The 13,623-nt window shown below is 45.4% G+C and carries 16 protein-coding genes and 1 tRNA gene; 8 read left to right on the top strand and 9 right to left on the bottom strand.

What is annotated here, in order from left to right; translation table 11 throughout:
- The first annotated feature begins 29 nt into the window (after positions 1-29).
- Positions 30-1,250, top strand: a complete 1,221-nt coding sequence (locus tag FAI40_02960; GenBank protein QCE34381.1) for a phosphoglycerate kinase — start codon at positions 30-32, stop codon at positions 1,248-1,250.
- Between the two features lie 109 nt (positions 1,251-1,359).
- On the opposite strand, the gene FAI40_02955 is transcribed toward FAI40_02960, so the two are convergent.
- From FAI40_02955 to FAI40_02940, 4 genes are all read right to left on the bottom strand, one after another.
- Positions 1,360-1,605 (bottom strand): molybdenum-pterin-binding protein, encoded by a 246-nt coding sequence (locus FAI40_02955; GenBank protein ID QCE35726.1) that lies wholly within the window; start codon positions 1,603-1,605, stop codon positions 1,360-1,362.
- Positions 1,606-1,846: 241 nt separating this feature from the next.
- Positions 1,847-2,053, bottom strand: a complete 207-nt coding sequence (locus tag FAI40_02950; GenBank protein QCE34380.1) for a transporter — start codon at positions 2,051-2,053, stop codon at positions 1,847-1,849.
- Positions 2,054-2,273: 220 nt separating this feature from the next.
- Entirely contained in the window at positions 2,274-3,194 is a 921-nt protein-coding gene (rpoH, locus tag FAI40_02945; protein ID QCE34379.1) for an RNA polymerase sigma factor RpoH, read from the bottom strand.
- 78 nt (positions 3,195-3,272) lie between these two features.
- Positions 3,273-4,340, bottom strand: a complete 1,068-nt coding sequence (locus FAI40_02940; protein ID QCE34378.1) for an RluA family pseudouridine synthase — start codon at positions 4,338-4,340, stop codon at positions 3,273-3,275.
- A 106-nt stretch (positions 4,341-4,446) separates the two neighbouring features.
- On the opposite strand from FAI40_02940, the gene FAI40_02935 reads away from it, so the two are divergent.
- Positions 4,447-5,010, top strand: a complete 564-nt coding sequence (locus FAI40_02935; GenBank protein QCE34377.1) for a hypothetical protein — start codon at positions 4,447-4,449, stop codon at positions 5,008-5,010.
- Between the two features lie 130 nt (positions 5,011-5,140).
- On the opposite strand, the gene FAI40_02930 is transcribed toward FAI40_02935, so the two are convergent.
- On the bottom strand, positions 5,141-5,599 hold the full coding sequence (locus FAI40_02930) for a hypothetical protein (protein QCE34376.1): 459 nt from the start codon (positions 5,597-5,599) through the stop codon (positions 5,141-5,143).
- Positions 5,600-5,963: 364 nt separating this feature from the next.
- On the bottom strand, positions 5,964-6,776 hold the full coding sequence (gene rlmB / locus FAI40_02925) for a 23S rRNA (guanosine(2251)-2'-O)-methyltransferase RlmB (GenBank protein ID QCE34375.1): 813 nt from the start codon (positions 6,774-6,776) through the stop codon (positions 5,964-5,966).
- Positions 6,777-6,912: 136 nt separating this feature from the next.
- Here rlmB and FAI40_02920 point away from each other — a divergent pair.
- Positions 6,913-6,998 (top strand) — tRNA-Tyr (locus FAI40_02920).
- Positions 6,999-7,034: 36 nt separating this feature from the next.
- Here FAI40_02920 and FAI40_02915 read toward each other — a convergent pair.
- The 3 genes from FAI40_02915 to FAI40_02905 form a co-directional block, all read right to left on the bottom strand.
- Positions 7,035-7,484 (bottom strand): hypothetical protein, encoded by a 450-nt coding sequence (locus FAI40_02915; GenBank protein QCE34374.1) that lies wholly within the window; start codon positions 7,482-7,484, stop codon positions 7,035-7,037.
- Between the two features lie 61 nt (positions 7,485-7,545).
- Positions 7,546-7,998: a winged helix-turn-helix transcriptional regulator gene (locus tag FAI40_02910; protein QCE34373.1), complete on the bottom strand. Its 453-nt coding sequence runs from the start codon at positions 7,996-7,998 to the stop codon at positions 7,546-7,548.
- Positions 7,999-8,251: 253 nt separating this feature from the next.
- On the bottom strand, positions 8,252-8,440 hold the full coding sequence (locus FAI40_02905; GenBank protein QCE34372.1) for a hypothetical protein: 189 nt from the start codon (positions 8,438-8,440) through the stop codon (positions 8,252-8,254).
- Positions 8,441-8,802: 362 nt separating this feature from the next.
- Between FAI40_02905 and FAI40_02900 the strand changes: the two genes are divergently transcribed.
- The 5 genes from FAI40_02900 to nuoF all read left to right on the top strand — a co-directional run bounded on the left by FAI40_02900 (position 8,803) and on the right by nuoF (position 13,623).
- Positions 8,803-9,240 (top strand): NADH-quinone oxidoreductase subunit A, encoded by a 438-nt coding sequence (locus FAI40_02900; protein QCE34371.1) that lies wholly within the window; start codon positions 8,803-8,805, stop codon positions 9,238-9,240.
- Positions 9,241-9,242: 2 nt separating this feature from the next.
- A complete protein-coding gene (locus FAI40_02895; GenBank protein ID QCE34370.1) occupies positions 9,243-9,917 on the top strand; it encodes an NADH-quinone oxidoreductase subunit B in 675 nt (224 codons plus the stop codon).
- Between the two features lie 67 nt (positions 9,918-9,984).
- Complete coding sequence (gene nuoC, locus FAI40_02890; protein ID QCE34369.1) at positions 9,985-11,778, top strand: NADH-quinone oxidoreductase subunit C/D; 1,794 nt, start codon at positions 9,985-9,987, stop codon at positions 11,776-11,778.
- A gap of 1 nt (position 11,779) precedes the next feature.
- Positions 11,780-12,280 (top strand): NADH-quinone oxidoreductase subunit NuoE, encoded by a 501-nt coding sequence (gene nuoE / locus FAI40_02885; GenBank protein ID QCE34368.1) that lies wholly within the window; start codon positions 11,780-11,782, stop codon positions 12,278-12,280.
- The gene (gene nuoF / locus FAI40_02880; protein ID QCE34367.1) at positions 12,277-13,623 is read left to right on the top strand and encodes an NADH-quinone oxidoreductase subunit NuoF; all 1,347 of its coding nucleotides are present in this window, start codon (positions 12,277-12,279) and stop codon (positions 13,621-13,623) included. Before nuoE ends, nuoF begins: the two co-directional genes overlap by 4 nt.

Raw genomic sequence — 13,623 nt, 5'->3', positions numbered from 1 at the left:
TTAGGAAGATTTCTCTAAGGATTATAAAAATGGCAAAAATCCCAACATTGGAAAAAATTAAAAATCCTGAAGGCAAGCGTGTCCTTGTCCGTGCCGATCTGAACGTGCCTATGAAAGATGGCAAAGTCAGTGATGCGGAGCGTATTGAACGTTTGCTTCCAACGGTAAAATTTTTGCAGAATGCAAAAGCGAAAGTCATTATTTTGAGCCATTTTGGCCGTCCAAAAGGCAAAGTCGTTCCTGAAATGTCTTTGCGCCCTGTGGCGGAAGAATTGGCACGCCGTTTAGGTTCAAAAGTTGCATTCGCCTCTGATTGCGTCGGGCCAGAAGCTAAAGAAGCCGTTGCAAAACTTAAAGATGGTGATGTGTTGGTCTTGGAAAATACCCGTTTTCATGCTGGCGATGAAGGCAATGACCCTCAGTTTGCAAAAGAATTGGCTGAAAATGGCGATGTTTTTGTTAATGATGCCTTTTCTGCCGCTCACCGTGCGCATGCTTCCACAACAGGCATTTCCAAAGATCTGCCAACCTATGCTGGCCGTGAAATGGAAAGTGAGCTGAAAGCCCTTGCTTCAGCAAGTGACTCCGCAGAACATCCAATCGCTGCGATTGTAGGCGGCTCAAAAGTCTCTACCAAGTTAGCCGTTTTGGAAAACATGATTGACAAGGTTGATGTTTTGGCAATCGGCGGAGCGATGGCGAATACTTTCCTCGCAGCGCAAGGCGTCTCTGTCGGTAAATCTCTTGAAGAGCCAGAGATGCACGAAACAGCGCGCAAAATTCTCGCCAAAGCGAAAGTGAAAGGCTGTGAAATTATTTTGCCAGTTGACGCGGTTGTAGCTTCTAAATTGGAAAACAATGCGCCAACAGAAGTTTGCGATATTAACAATGTTCCAGCCGATAAAATGATCTTGGACGTTGGTCCAAAATCTGCGGAAGAGCTGAAAATAAAACTCTCTTCTTTGAAAACACTGCTTTGGAATGGTCCTCTTGGGGCTTTTGAATTTAAACCTTTCGATGCCGCTACAGATGCCATTGCGAAAGAAACAGGCCGTTTGACAAAAGAAGGCAAATTGAAATCCATCGTCGGTGGTGGGGATACGGTTGCTTCCTTGCGTCAGGCAGGCGTACTTGGCGAAATGAGCCACGTTTCCACAGCAGGCGGAGCCTTCTTGGAATGGATGGAAGGTAAAGCCCTCCCAGCCGTTGTTGTTCTGGAAGAGGTCGGACGTTCTTTAGGGCTTGCTTAATTTTTAGGGAGGAAAGGATCATGCCCTTTCCTCTTCAAACACCAGAGCAAAAGAAAACCCGTCTTGAAGACGGGTTTTTTGCATTTAGCAGAGTATTTTAAAGCGATTTTTATTTGGCATTTGCGTTAGGATAGCCAGCTTCCCAGTCAGAAACGCCCACCATAATGTCGCTGGATTTTATAATCGCTACAACATCTTTTCCAAGATCAAGGCCTAATTCCTCAAAGGCTTCATTTGTGATGGTGGACGAGACAATAACGCCAGGCGCAACGATAATTTCGATTAAGGTATTGATAGCGCCTTTATGAAAGGCGTGAATGTTCCCCGTCATTTGATTGCGTGCGCTAATACGCATATTGTTCTGTTTTGTTGTCAAAGTTCTTTTCCAGTAGAAGTGAGAGAGGAATTTTAAAACGAATTTTAAGTGGAATATGATAGTACGGAGAAGAAAAACGAATGTAAATCCTTATCTAAAATTGAGGAAATACTTAATTTCTTTTAAAGCCTTTACACTTAAATTTTATAAAATACCGCATGAAAAAAGGCGTAAAGCTTAAAGCCTTACGCCCTTTTTTAATTCTTTTTAGAAGAAAGAATTAGACAGCAACCATAACGTTGGAAGCTTTGATAACAGCGGTTGCTTTGCTGCCGACTTCGAGGCCGAGTTCAGCGACAGCTTCGTTTGTGATAGCAGCTGTGATAACGACGCCAGCAGCAACTTCGATCTGAATCTGGGAAGTAACAGCCCCTTTTTCGATTTTCTTGATGGTACCAGCGACTTGGTTACGAGCACTTAAACGCATAATGTGAATCCTCTCATTTAAAAAGATAAATCTTGTTTTGAATAAAGGACACATCTCCACAGAGCTGGTTGCCATCATTCAAATTTATTTTTGAAGAGGAATCAAAACTGTTCGATTCCTCTTGGAATGAACTCACTATAACAAAAAATGAGTAAGTACTCAATAAGGAAATTTTCACTCTTAAAACAAAGAGATTTTTAAAAAAGATTTATCTTTTAAATTACTTTCCAAGAGCTGGAAGACTTTCCTGCGCTTTACGCTGTTCTGCCACTTTAGCCATCATGACTTTTTGAATTTTTTCTAAGGCTCTGGCTTCAATTTGGCGAATACGTTCCCGAGAGACACCGTAATGATGGGAGAGGTCTTCGAGCGTTTGCGGTTCTTCTTTGAGCCGGCGCTCTTGAACAATATGACGCTCTCTTTCATTGAGTGTCATGAGCGCTTCGTCTAAGAGGCCTTTGCGTTCGCTATATTCTTCTTCCTCGGCGTAAAGCTCTTCTTGAGAGGGCGCTTCATCGACGAGCCAATCTTGCCATTGTCCGCCTTCGCCATCATCATTTTGAAGAGGCGCATTTAAGCTTCTTTCCGGGCCAGCTAAACGTCGGTTCATCGAGATAACTTCTTGCTCTGGTACACCAAGCTGACGTGCGATATGTGTCACCTGTTCTGGATGCAGATCGCCATCGCCGTAAGCCAGAAGTTTCCGTTTTTCTTTTCGGAGATTAAAGAATAGTTTTTTTTGCGCCGCCGTTGTCCCCATTTTTACCAAGGACCAGCTATGGAGGATATATTCCTGAATGGCGGCCTTGATCCACCAAGTCGCATAGGTGGAAAGGCGTGCCTGTTTGTCATTATCGGGATCAAAGCGCTGAATGGCCTGCATAATGCCGATATTGCCTTCACTGATAAGTTCTGCAATCGGCAGGCCGTAAATGCGGTGATAGTCTCTGGCAATTTTTGCGACACGGCGCAAATGAGAGGTAACAAGACGGTAGGCCGCATCATGATCCTGCTGATGCCGCCAGCGCTTTGCTAAATCTTTTTCTTCTTCAGGGGTTAGGATAGGGTATTTACGAATATCTTGAAGATACTGATTTAAGCTTCCCTCAGGCGTCAAGGCAGGCAAGGTGCGGTTATTCATAACGTATGCGCTCTCCAATAGGGACTTTTTCGTAGTCACTCCCTCTTCATTTAGTGAAGAGTTTGAAAGAAAAAAAGTCTAAATAGAAGCTTTTTCTTCAATTTTTTTAATCTGCCTCAAAGATTGCAGGATCTCTTCAAAATCATCAGGGAGTTTGGTGGAATATTCTACCCATTCGCCTGTTCGTGGATGTTTAAATCCTAGATGGGCAGCATGAAGGGCTTGTCGTGGAAAATCGAGAAGGAGATTCCGCATTTCAGGTGAAAGCATTTTTGCAAAACGGGGAATTCTTTTAAGATAAACAGGATCGCCTACAAGGGGAAAACCATAATGGGAAAAATGCACTCTGATTTGGTGGGTGCGCCCCGTTGCCAGTTTACATTCGACAAGTGCAAGATTTTCATCATTCTTCCCAAAACGCTCTAAGGTTTTAAAAAAGGTTTTGGCAGGTTTGCCAGAGTCTTTTAAAACCGCCATTTTTTTGCGGTCTGTGCGTGAGCGTCCAATATTGCCCTCCCATTCGCCCTCATCAGGAGGATTCCCCCAGACAAGGGCGATATAACGGCGGGAAAGATCGCGTTCAGCAAAAGCTCTGGAAAGTTCCCTAAAGGCGAGAGCGCTTTTTGCCACAACCATAACGCCTGAAGTTTCCTTATCCAAACGGTGGACAATGCCAGGCCGTTCTTCCCCCCCATAATTTTCAGGATGGTCTTCATTACCGTAAAGTTTTGTAAAATTTCTGTTTTCTTTCGCAGAGAAGACTGCAGGGCAGTGCGCAGCGAGGGCATTTACCAGTGTATCGTCTAAATGCCCGGGGGCTGGGTGGACAACAAGGCCAGCAGGCTTGTCCAAAAGAATCACATCGGCATCTTCATAGAGGAGATTTAAAGGAATCTCTTTGGCAATGGTTTTCGTAGGTTCTTGCGGTTTAGAAAGAAATTCATCAAAAGTGATTTTATCCCCTTTTTTGACACGCAATCCAGGGTCTTTTGAAAAAAGCCCATTATGGTAAAATCCGTGTTCTTCAATCAGGGTTTTCGCCTTACTTCGGGACAGATGTGGCAAAAGGTCTGCGGTAACACGGTCTGCTCGATTTTGGTCGAGATTTTGAGGAATCTGAAAAGAAGTAAGCACTGATGAAGTCATAGAAAACGTGTAAAAGAGAGAAAATAAAAGCGAATAACAGACTTATAAGATGTTTATGTGATAGAGACAAAATTCATCTTATGTGAAAAGAGGATACTCCAAAGCGATGGCTAAAAAAGAGATTGAAGAAGAAGCGGTTGTCGAAGAAGAAATCGATGAGGGGGACGGTATTGCCCGAATTACAGCCTTTTCACCACGTTTTGAAAAAATGCTGATTGCCTGCATCTTTGTGATGGCGCTTGCAATCGTGGTTGCAGTTGTCGGATTAGGCAGTTTTGTGATTCACAAGATGTACGCCAAAAAACATTCTGCGCCAGCGCAAACAATGGTACTCCCTGTGGCAGATAAAGCACCTGAACGTCTGCCCGCAACAGATTCTGCTAAAATTACGAATGATACGCCTGTCGTTTTGAATTATCCAAAATTGCCAGGTGAAGGGCTTCGTTATGCGCTAAGTCTGCCAGATGGGGGCATTGGGGTTGTGGTGACACGGGCTGTTCCACCTGTTGCAGGTAAAACGGTTGGTGGCACGGAAGAGCGCATTTTGGTCTGGTATCCCGACAAAGGACGTGTTTTAAGAGAATTGCGCATGTCGCCGCCTTCGACTGTCGCTTCTTTACAGCAGCCCCCTGCGCAGGGCGTTGTCCAACCAACCCCTCAACCGCAGTAGCCAGCTGGTTTAGCACCGCTTGGCGCACCTTTGCCAGCACCGGAAACACCAGCTCATTAAGGCAGAAAGAATATGTTTCGCCTAAGAGCAATGTCTCTTAGGCGAAATTTTTTGCGATGCGGTGTTTTCTTTAGAGGTTTGTGAAGAGTCTCTTTGAATTTAGACGGGATTTTTGAAGGTCTTTGTTAAAATCGTCTTTGCTATGATGACCAAGTGCCACGAGAACTGTGTTGTTCAATCCTTTTTCTTTTAAGTCAAAGATCTGATCAAGTTTTTGGGGATCAAATCCCTCCATCGGGCATGCGTCTAATCCCATCGCCTTGGCTTCAATCAGGAAAGCGCCGAGCGCAATATAAAGCTGGTGTTTGAACCAGTTTTGGCTGGAGTCTGCAGAGAGTTTTCCAACATAATATTGACGCAATTTCTCCTGTCGGAGACGGGCTTCATGGCTTCTGAAGCGTCTATCGGCTTCCTCTTGATCCAAAAGCTGCGTGAGATATGCCTCATCAATTTTGAGTTGGGAGCAGAAAATGACAACAAGAGAAGCATCTTGTACTCTGGATTGGTTTTCAGAAGAGATGCCTTCCATGGATTGGGCAATTTTATCTTTATTTTCTTGATGAGAGACAAAAAAGAAATGTCATGGTTGCAAGTTACAGGAAGAGGGCGTGAGGCGCAGGACTTCTTTAAGGTCGTTAATTGTTTTTTCGGAAAGTTTTTGCTGGAGGTCAAAGGCATTGCTCGTATAGCGGGTTTTCGCAATTTCTTTGATTTTTATGCGGTGATCCTCTTCTGAGACGTTTAAAGATGGGAGAATGAGGCTAAGCGTCTTTTTAAAGCTTGTAAATATTTTGTTAAATATTCTTCGTGTGGACGAAAGGGGGCAGGGTATGAAAAAGGCGCTCAAAGGAACGCCTTTTTGATCTCTTTTCATTTAAGTGTCTAAGAAGCGCTTATTTACGGTTAATTTCGTAAAGCGCAATCGCCCCAGCAACGGAGACGTTAAAACTTTCCATAATCGGATTCATCGGGATACTGAGGGTTGCATCGCAATTTCCTTCGACAAGGCGGCGCATGCCTTTGCCTTCCGCACCGAGAACAAGGACGGTTTTGCTTGGTGTTAAGTCTGCTTTTGGAAGACTCTCGCCGTCCGCATCCAGTCCGACAACCCAACGGCCATTTTTTTTGAGAATTTCAATGGCTCTGGAAAGGTTGGTCTCACGAATGACAGGCACAATATCGAGTGCCCCAGAGGCTGTTTTTGCCATTGCGCCATTTTCTTGAGGGGCATGGCGATCTTGGACAATCATAGCGGCGACATTAAAGGCAGCCGCAGAGCGGAGGAGGCTTCCAACATTGCGGGGATCGGTGACCTGATCCAGTACAAGAATAGAGCCTTTTGCAGCTGCGGCCTCTTCCAGTGTCATTTCGCATTTGAGCGGATTGACCTTCATTGCAATGCCCTGATGCACGGCGTCCATTCCGCAAAGCTCGGAAAGCGCCTGCCGGTCATTGCTTTGTGCGGAAAGGCGGCGCTGCGAAATCGCATGGTAAATTTCGTCAGGCAGGCTTTCCCCAATACGGATTTCTAAAATATCCCGATCTGGATTTTCCAGCGCCGCCATGGCGGCATGAAGCCCATAAAGCCAGTAACTTCCGCCATTTCGGCCAGAGCGGCGGCGATGGGTCTTTTCGGCACGGTTGCGGGAGGGGCGGCGTTTATCACTCATAGAAAACTCTAATAAAAGGGTAGTAAAGATAATCATTTATCGGGCTGGGCTAAGAATAGCTTTTTTTAGCGTTTTTGTGAAAGTAAAAAGCAGAAAACCCTTGACGTTGACGTAAAGCATAGGTAATTCATAGCCATATCTTGTTTCAAAGAACAAAGATTCCCGACTTTGTGGAGGGGTGCCCGAGTGGCTAAAGGGGGCGGACTGTAAATCCGCTGGCGTACGCCTACGTTGGTTCGAATCCAACCCCCTCCACCATTTTCCTAGAAAAATTGAATTTTAAAGCTCTTTTTATTAGAGAAGCTTTGGCTTCCTTTTTCGGCGATATTGTGTGAGTTTTAGGCCGTCACGCATTCCCATGGCTAAGAGGGTGATATTGATTGCGCCAGCAATAAGCTCAATGGCCTGCACGCTATAGAAGCTTGTGTCAAACTTTCCTGCTTTTGAACTCGCGGCAAGGAAGAGTGCAGCTGGAATCAATATCAGAAGACCATTTGCAGCGATAAAGGGCATACGCTTGAGTTTCGTGCCGATAAGTCCTTGTCTTCGTCCTTTAGAGAGGAAAACACCAGATCCTCCTGTGAGGGCTAAGGCAGGAATAAGTAAAAGAAAGTCCCAAGGAATACTTGTTTTGACAGCAACAATGGTTGCTTGAGAGCAAAATAACTCAGAAATAAGGGTTGAAAGCCAGAAGGCCATAATGGTCAGCATGGCCGTGAGCCTGGGATGAATAATTTTAGGCATCAGATTTCTCTTGAAAATGAAATGTCGGCATCGCCTGAAAGGCAGGAAGGCATGCGCAAGATTATGTTTCTGCAATAGGGATGTGAATTTCAGACAAGGCAGAAAGCACCTGAATGACCGCATCTAAGTCGCTGCTGTTAAATTGTTTCACCATTTTTTGGACGTGCTGATTCCAGCATTTATTTAACGCTTGATAGGTGCTTTTCCCTTGTTCTGTGAGCGTATAAAGAGGGGAGCGTTTATGTGTAGGGTTCGTTTGGACTTCAATAAATCCCATCGCTATCAGCGGTTTTATTTGTTTGAGAACCGCTTGCCTAGAAATGCTCATGGTGGCTGCGATTTGGGGGATATTAGGGGGCTGGGACGCCAGTGAAATTGCACTGAGGATTTGCCATCGGGCGCTGGTTAATCCGTGTGGATGGGAAAAATAATTGCCCCATTCAATGAGTTGTCCGTTTAGCTTAAAAACGGATAGGGTAATATTTGTAAGCTTATCTGCTTTACTCTCGTTCATTTTAAATCTCCTATTCGACAACAAGTTTACTTTTTGTAAACAGGTTGTCGATATAGATTATTTCAAGGTAAGGTGAAAGAGAAGTATGATGTTGTTGGTATGCTCTAAAAATTGAGCATTCGAATGAGAATGCTTGTTACCATGCCTGCAGCCGCCCAAAAGAGGGCAAGTTTCCAGTTAATTTGAATCCCTTTTAATTTCTGCCAAAAAACATGGACGGCGAGAGGCTCTCTTCTTTGAGGTGTTTTGTCCGTCATTTTGTATCATTCTCCTGAATGCGCGCTTCAAGTTCTGCTCTGGGGGCTTCCTCGAAAGAAAGATAAATTCGTTTGGGGTCTTTGTGCATAATGCCGATGAGGAGTTTGCGGACACCTGCTTCCACTTTATCTTTTTGCTCTTGGGTGACGGTATTTTCAGCAAGGCTGATTTTAACGATTGGCATAATGGATCTCCTGAGATTCTTTTTTGGCTGGATTTTATAAATAACGCACCTCTAACAAATTAGATTTGCGTGGCTTTTTTGCAAGAGTGTCTGACGTAGAAATCCAAGGAATCCCAGAAAACCAAGCTTCAAAAAGGGTATGTGAAAAGGACGTTTCTTTTCTCGGAAAAAACGTACAAAAAACGGTTTATTTAAATTGACATGAAATATTTTAGGGCTTTAAGTGGTCTCCAGAAATTAGACATAGAGGCGACTGGTTTTCGTTAAAATGACAGCCTCCTTAATGGGCTGTCCATGTGTAAAGTTTCCTGCCTGTTAGTAGGATTCTTGCTTATTTTTTAAGTGTAAGTGGAAGCATGCGTATGTTGGTATCTCATCAGGCTCAGATTCTGGCCCATAACTGGGGGTTTGCTGTTTTCTGTATTCTATCGCTCCTATTAGCAGGGATTATGCTTTTAGGTGGATGGCTTGTCGGAGGGCGTGCAAGGGCGAGAGCAAAGCATGTTCCTTTTGAATCTGGGATAGATCCTGTTGGGACCGCCCGTCTCCGTTTTTCAGCAAAATTTTATTTAATCGCAATGATCTTCGTTATTGTTGATGCGGAGATTCTTTATCTTTATGCTTGGGCGGTTTCTCTTAGGGAAATTGATGCCGCTGGCTTTGTCGAGGGGGTGGCGTTCATCCTTCTTTTGCTGGCGGGCTTAGTGTATCTCATGCGGATTGGCGTTTTGGATTGGATTCCAGCTCGTTCTCGCCGTACCCTTCAAAACAAAGAAGAGATTAAGGTTTCGAGGCATTAATTATGGATTACACCCTCACCAGAGCAGAGCTAGACGGCCCGAATGACCGTTATCCCCTTCAAGATCAGCAGATTGTTAAAGATCCGATAGAGGAAGCTGTTCATAAGAATGTTTTTATGGGTAAGCTGGAGCAGGTGCTTCACTCCATGGCGAATTGGAGCCGAAAGAACTCTATTTGGCCTTACAATTTTGGTCTTTCTTGTTGTTACGTTGAAATGACAACCTCCTTTACATCTGTGCATGATGTGGCTCGTTTTGGTGCGGAGGTGATGCGAACCTCTCCACGTCAGGCGGATTTGATGGTGATTGCAGGGACGTGTTTCACAAAAATGGCGCCTGTTGTCCAGCGCCTTTATGATCAGATGGTTGAGCCGAAATGGGTCATTTCGATGGGCTCTTGCGCCAATTCGGGTGGTATGTACGATATTTATTCTGTGGTGCAGGGGGTTGATAAGTTTTTACCTGTGGATGTCTATATTCCTGGATGTCCGCCACGCCCTGAGGCTTATTTGCAGGCTTTGCTTTTGCTGCGAGATTCTGTTGGGAAGGAGCGCCGTCCGCTTTCTTGGGTAGTGGGGGAGCAAGGGGTTTACCGTGCTAATATGCAGTCGGAAAAATCACGCAAACATGATGAGCGTGCCGCCGTCAAAGATTTGAGAACAGCTGATACGATTTAGTTTTATGGGGTGGCAATAACAAAGGTAGCCGAGCCGTAACCGTCAATTTTTAAATGGTGCAGATGATATGGTCGATGTAAGGGTTCAAGATTCTATGGCGTTTCAGACAAGAGATCATGTGACAGATCCCGTCGTCAGCGAATTGCGTCAGCGTTTTGGAGAGGATTCCTTTACGGTTCAGCCAACCCGTATGGGTATGCCTGTTCTTTGGGTTCCTCGTGCGAAGCTTCTCGAAATTGTAGCATTTCTGAAAAATTTGCCTAATCCTTATTCGATGCTTTTTGATTTGCATGGCGTGGATGAGCGCCTGCGGACGCATCGTGAGGGATTGCCAGAGGCAGATTTTACGGTTTTTTATCAGTTTATGTCCTTAGGGCGAAACAGAGATGTCATGATCAAGGTGGCCTTGAAAGATGAAGATCTTCGTCTGTCAACTCTCACAGGGCTTTTCCCGAATGCAAATTGGTATGAGCGGGAAACTTGGGAAATGTTTGGGATTGTTTTTGAAAATCATCCCCATTTAACCCGTATTATGATGCCTAAGACGTGGAAGGGGCATCCGCTTCGTAAAGAATATCCTGCCAGAGCAACGGAATTTGATCCTTTCGAGCTTACGAAGGCGAAAGAAGCGCTTGAGATGGAATCTTTGACCTTTAAGCCAGAAGATTGGGGAATGAAGCGTCAAACGGCGCATGAAGATTTCATGTTCCTTAATTTCGGTCCGAACCATCCTTCTGCGCACGGAGCTTTCCGAATTGTTCTGCAGCTTGATGGGGAAGAAATTGTCGATTGTGTGCCAGATATTGGCTATCACCATCGCGGTGCAGAGAAAATGGGGGAGCGCCAGTCTTGGCACAGCTATATTCCATATACAGACCGTGTGGAATATCTTGGCGGTTGCGTCAATGAAATGCCTTATGTTTTAGCAGTTGAAAAATTGGCAGGGATTGCTGTTCCAGACCGTGTGAAAACGATCAGGGTGATGCTTTCAGAGCTTTTCCGTATCAATAGCCACCTCTTGTATCTTTCCACTTTTATTCAAGACGTTGGCGGTATGACGCCTGTTTTTCTTGCCTTTACGGATCGTCAGAAAGTTTATGATGTGGTGGAGGCGATTACGGGTTTCCGTATGCATCCGGCATGGTTCCGTATTGGCGGTGTGGCGCATGACTTGCCCCAAGGTTGGGATAAATTGCTGCGGGAATTTTTAGATTGGCTGCCAAAGCGCTTAAAAGTCTATGTGAAAGCGGCGATGGAGAACTCTGTTCTTAAGGCGCGTTCCCAAGGTGTTGCGGCCTATACGGCAAGTGAAGCCGTAGAATGGGGCGTTACAGGTGCTGGATTAAGGGCAACGGGGATTGATTTTGATGTGCGTAAGGCACGCCCTTATTCTGGATATGAGAATTTCGATTTTGACGTGCCGATTGGTGGCGGTGTGAGTGACTGCTATACGAGAGTGATGCTCAAGGTTGAGGAAATGTATCAGAGCATGCGTATTCTTGAGCAGTGCCTAAATAATATGCCTGAAGGCCCCTTTAAGGCGGATCATCCTTTGACAACACCACCGCCAAAAGAGCGGACATTGCGTGATATTGAAACGATGATTACACACTTCCTTCATTCTTCATGGGGGCCTGTAATGCCTGCAAATGAATCTTTTCAGATGATTGAGGCAACAAAGGGCGCTAACGGTTATTATCTTACGAGTGATGGAGGGACGATGAGCTACCGAACCCGTATTCGGACACCGAGTTTCCCCCATTTGCAGCAAATTCCAGCGACAATTCGGGGCAGTATTTTGCCTGATTTGATTGTGTATTTGGGAAGTATTGATTTCGTTATGTCAGATGTGGATCGTTAAGATGCAGGAACCTTCTAAAATGCAAAGCGAGGCTTTTGAATTAACCGCCACAGAGCGTGAGCTCATAGAGCATGAAATGGGGCATTATGAACACCCAAGATCGGCTTCGATTGAAGCGCTGAAAATTGTTCAGAAAGAGCGTGGCTGGGTGCCTGATGGGGCGATTTATGCGATTGCAGAAATTCTAAAAATCCCTGCAAGCGATGTGGAAGGGGTGGCGACGTTTTACAGTCAGATTTTCCGCCAGCCCGTAGGCCGTCATATTATCCGTTATTGCAATGATGTGGTTTGTCATATCACGGGGTATCGAGGCTTAGAGGAGGCTTTGATAAAGCTTTTGAAGATTAAGCCTGGTCAGACAACGCCAGATGGGCGTTTCACGCTTTTACCTGTTTGCTGTTTAGGAGACTGTGATCGTGGGCCAAGCGTGATGATTGATGAATGTCTTCACAGCCGTTTAACACCTGATGCTATTCCCGCTCTTTTGGAGGCTTATCCATGAAGCAGATTATTCGTAAGCCTGAAACGCATCCTTTGACATGGCGTCTGCGGGAAGATGGCCAGCCCGTTTACTTCGAAGAATATTTGCAGAAAAATGGTTATGTTGCGGCTCGTCAAGCCTTAACGGCGAAGACCCCTGCAGAAATCGTTACAATGGTGAAGGATGCTGGGTTAAAAGGGCGCGGTGGCGCTGGTTTCTCCACAGGAACAAAATGGAGCTTGATGCCAAAGGGACATGAAGGGCAGAGACGTTACCTTTTGTGCAATGCCGATGAAATGGAACCAGGCACTTATAAGGATAAGGTGCTTTTAGAGCAGTTGCCGCATCTTTTGATTGAAGGCATGCTGATTAGCGCTTTCGCGATTGGCGCACAGCGTGCCTATATTTTTATGCGTGGCGAATATCTTAAGGCGGCTGGGCATATACACCGTGCTTTGGCTGAAGCGAGAGAAAAAGGCTTTCTGGGAAAGAATATTTTCGGCACGGGGTTTGATTTTGAGCTTTTCTTACATACTGGTGCTGGGCGTTATATTTGTGGCGAAGAAACAGCCTTGATTAACTCTTTGGAAGGGCGGAGAGCCAATCCCCGTGCGAAGCCTCCTTTTCCAGCAAAATTTGGGGCTTGGGGAAAGCCAACCTGCGTTAATAACGTAGAGACTTTGTGTAATGTGCCTGAGATTATGGCCAATGGGGTGGAGTGGTATCAGAGCCTTTCTAAAGGATGCAGTGATGCCGGCACAAAATTGATGGGTTTTTCGGGGCTTGTCAAAAATCCGGGTCTTTGGGAATTGCCTTTTGGGATTACTGCCCGTGAACTTCTCGAAGATTATGCTGGTGGCATGAAAGATGGATTGAAATTGAAAGCGTGGCTTCCAGGAGGCGCTTCAACGGATTTCCTGACGGCAGATCACTTGGATACGCCAATGACCTATGCGGATATTGGCAAGGCAGGAAGCCGTCTTGGAACGGCCTTAGCTATGGCAGTCGATGATAAAACGGAGATGGTGCCTTTAACCCGTAATTTGATGGAATTTTTTGCGCATGAATCTTGTGGCTGGTGTACGCCTTGCCGTGATGGTTTGCCGTGGAGTGTACAGATCCTCCGTGCCATTGAGGCAGGCGAAGGTCAGGAAGGGGATATTGAGACACTTGAACATCTCTGCCGTAGTCTTTCACCGGGGCATAGTTTTTGCTCTTTAGCACCTGGAGCGGTTGAGCCGTTACAGAGTGCGTTGAAATATTTCCGCCATGAGTTCGAGGCAGGTATCAAAGCCGAGCCTGCGAAGACTTCATGGACTGTGAAAGGCATTCAACCTAATCATTTTAGCCCAACATTCGGGTGA

It is taken from the genome of Acetobacteraceae bacterium (genome assembly GCA_004843345.1).
Lineage (GTDB): Bacteria > Pseudomonadota > Alphaproteobacteria > Acetobacterales > Acetobacteraceae.
The sequence above is the reverse complement of the archived record's forward strand: the minus strand, read 5'-3'. Positions and strand labels throughout refer to the sequence as shown.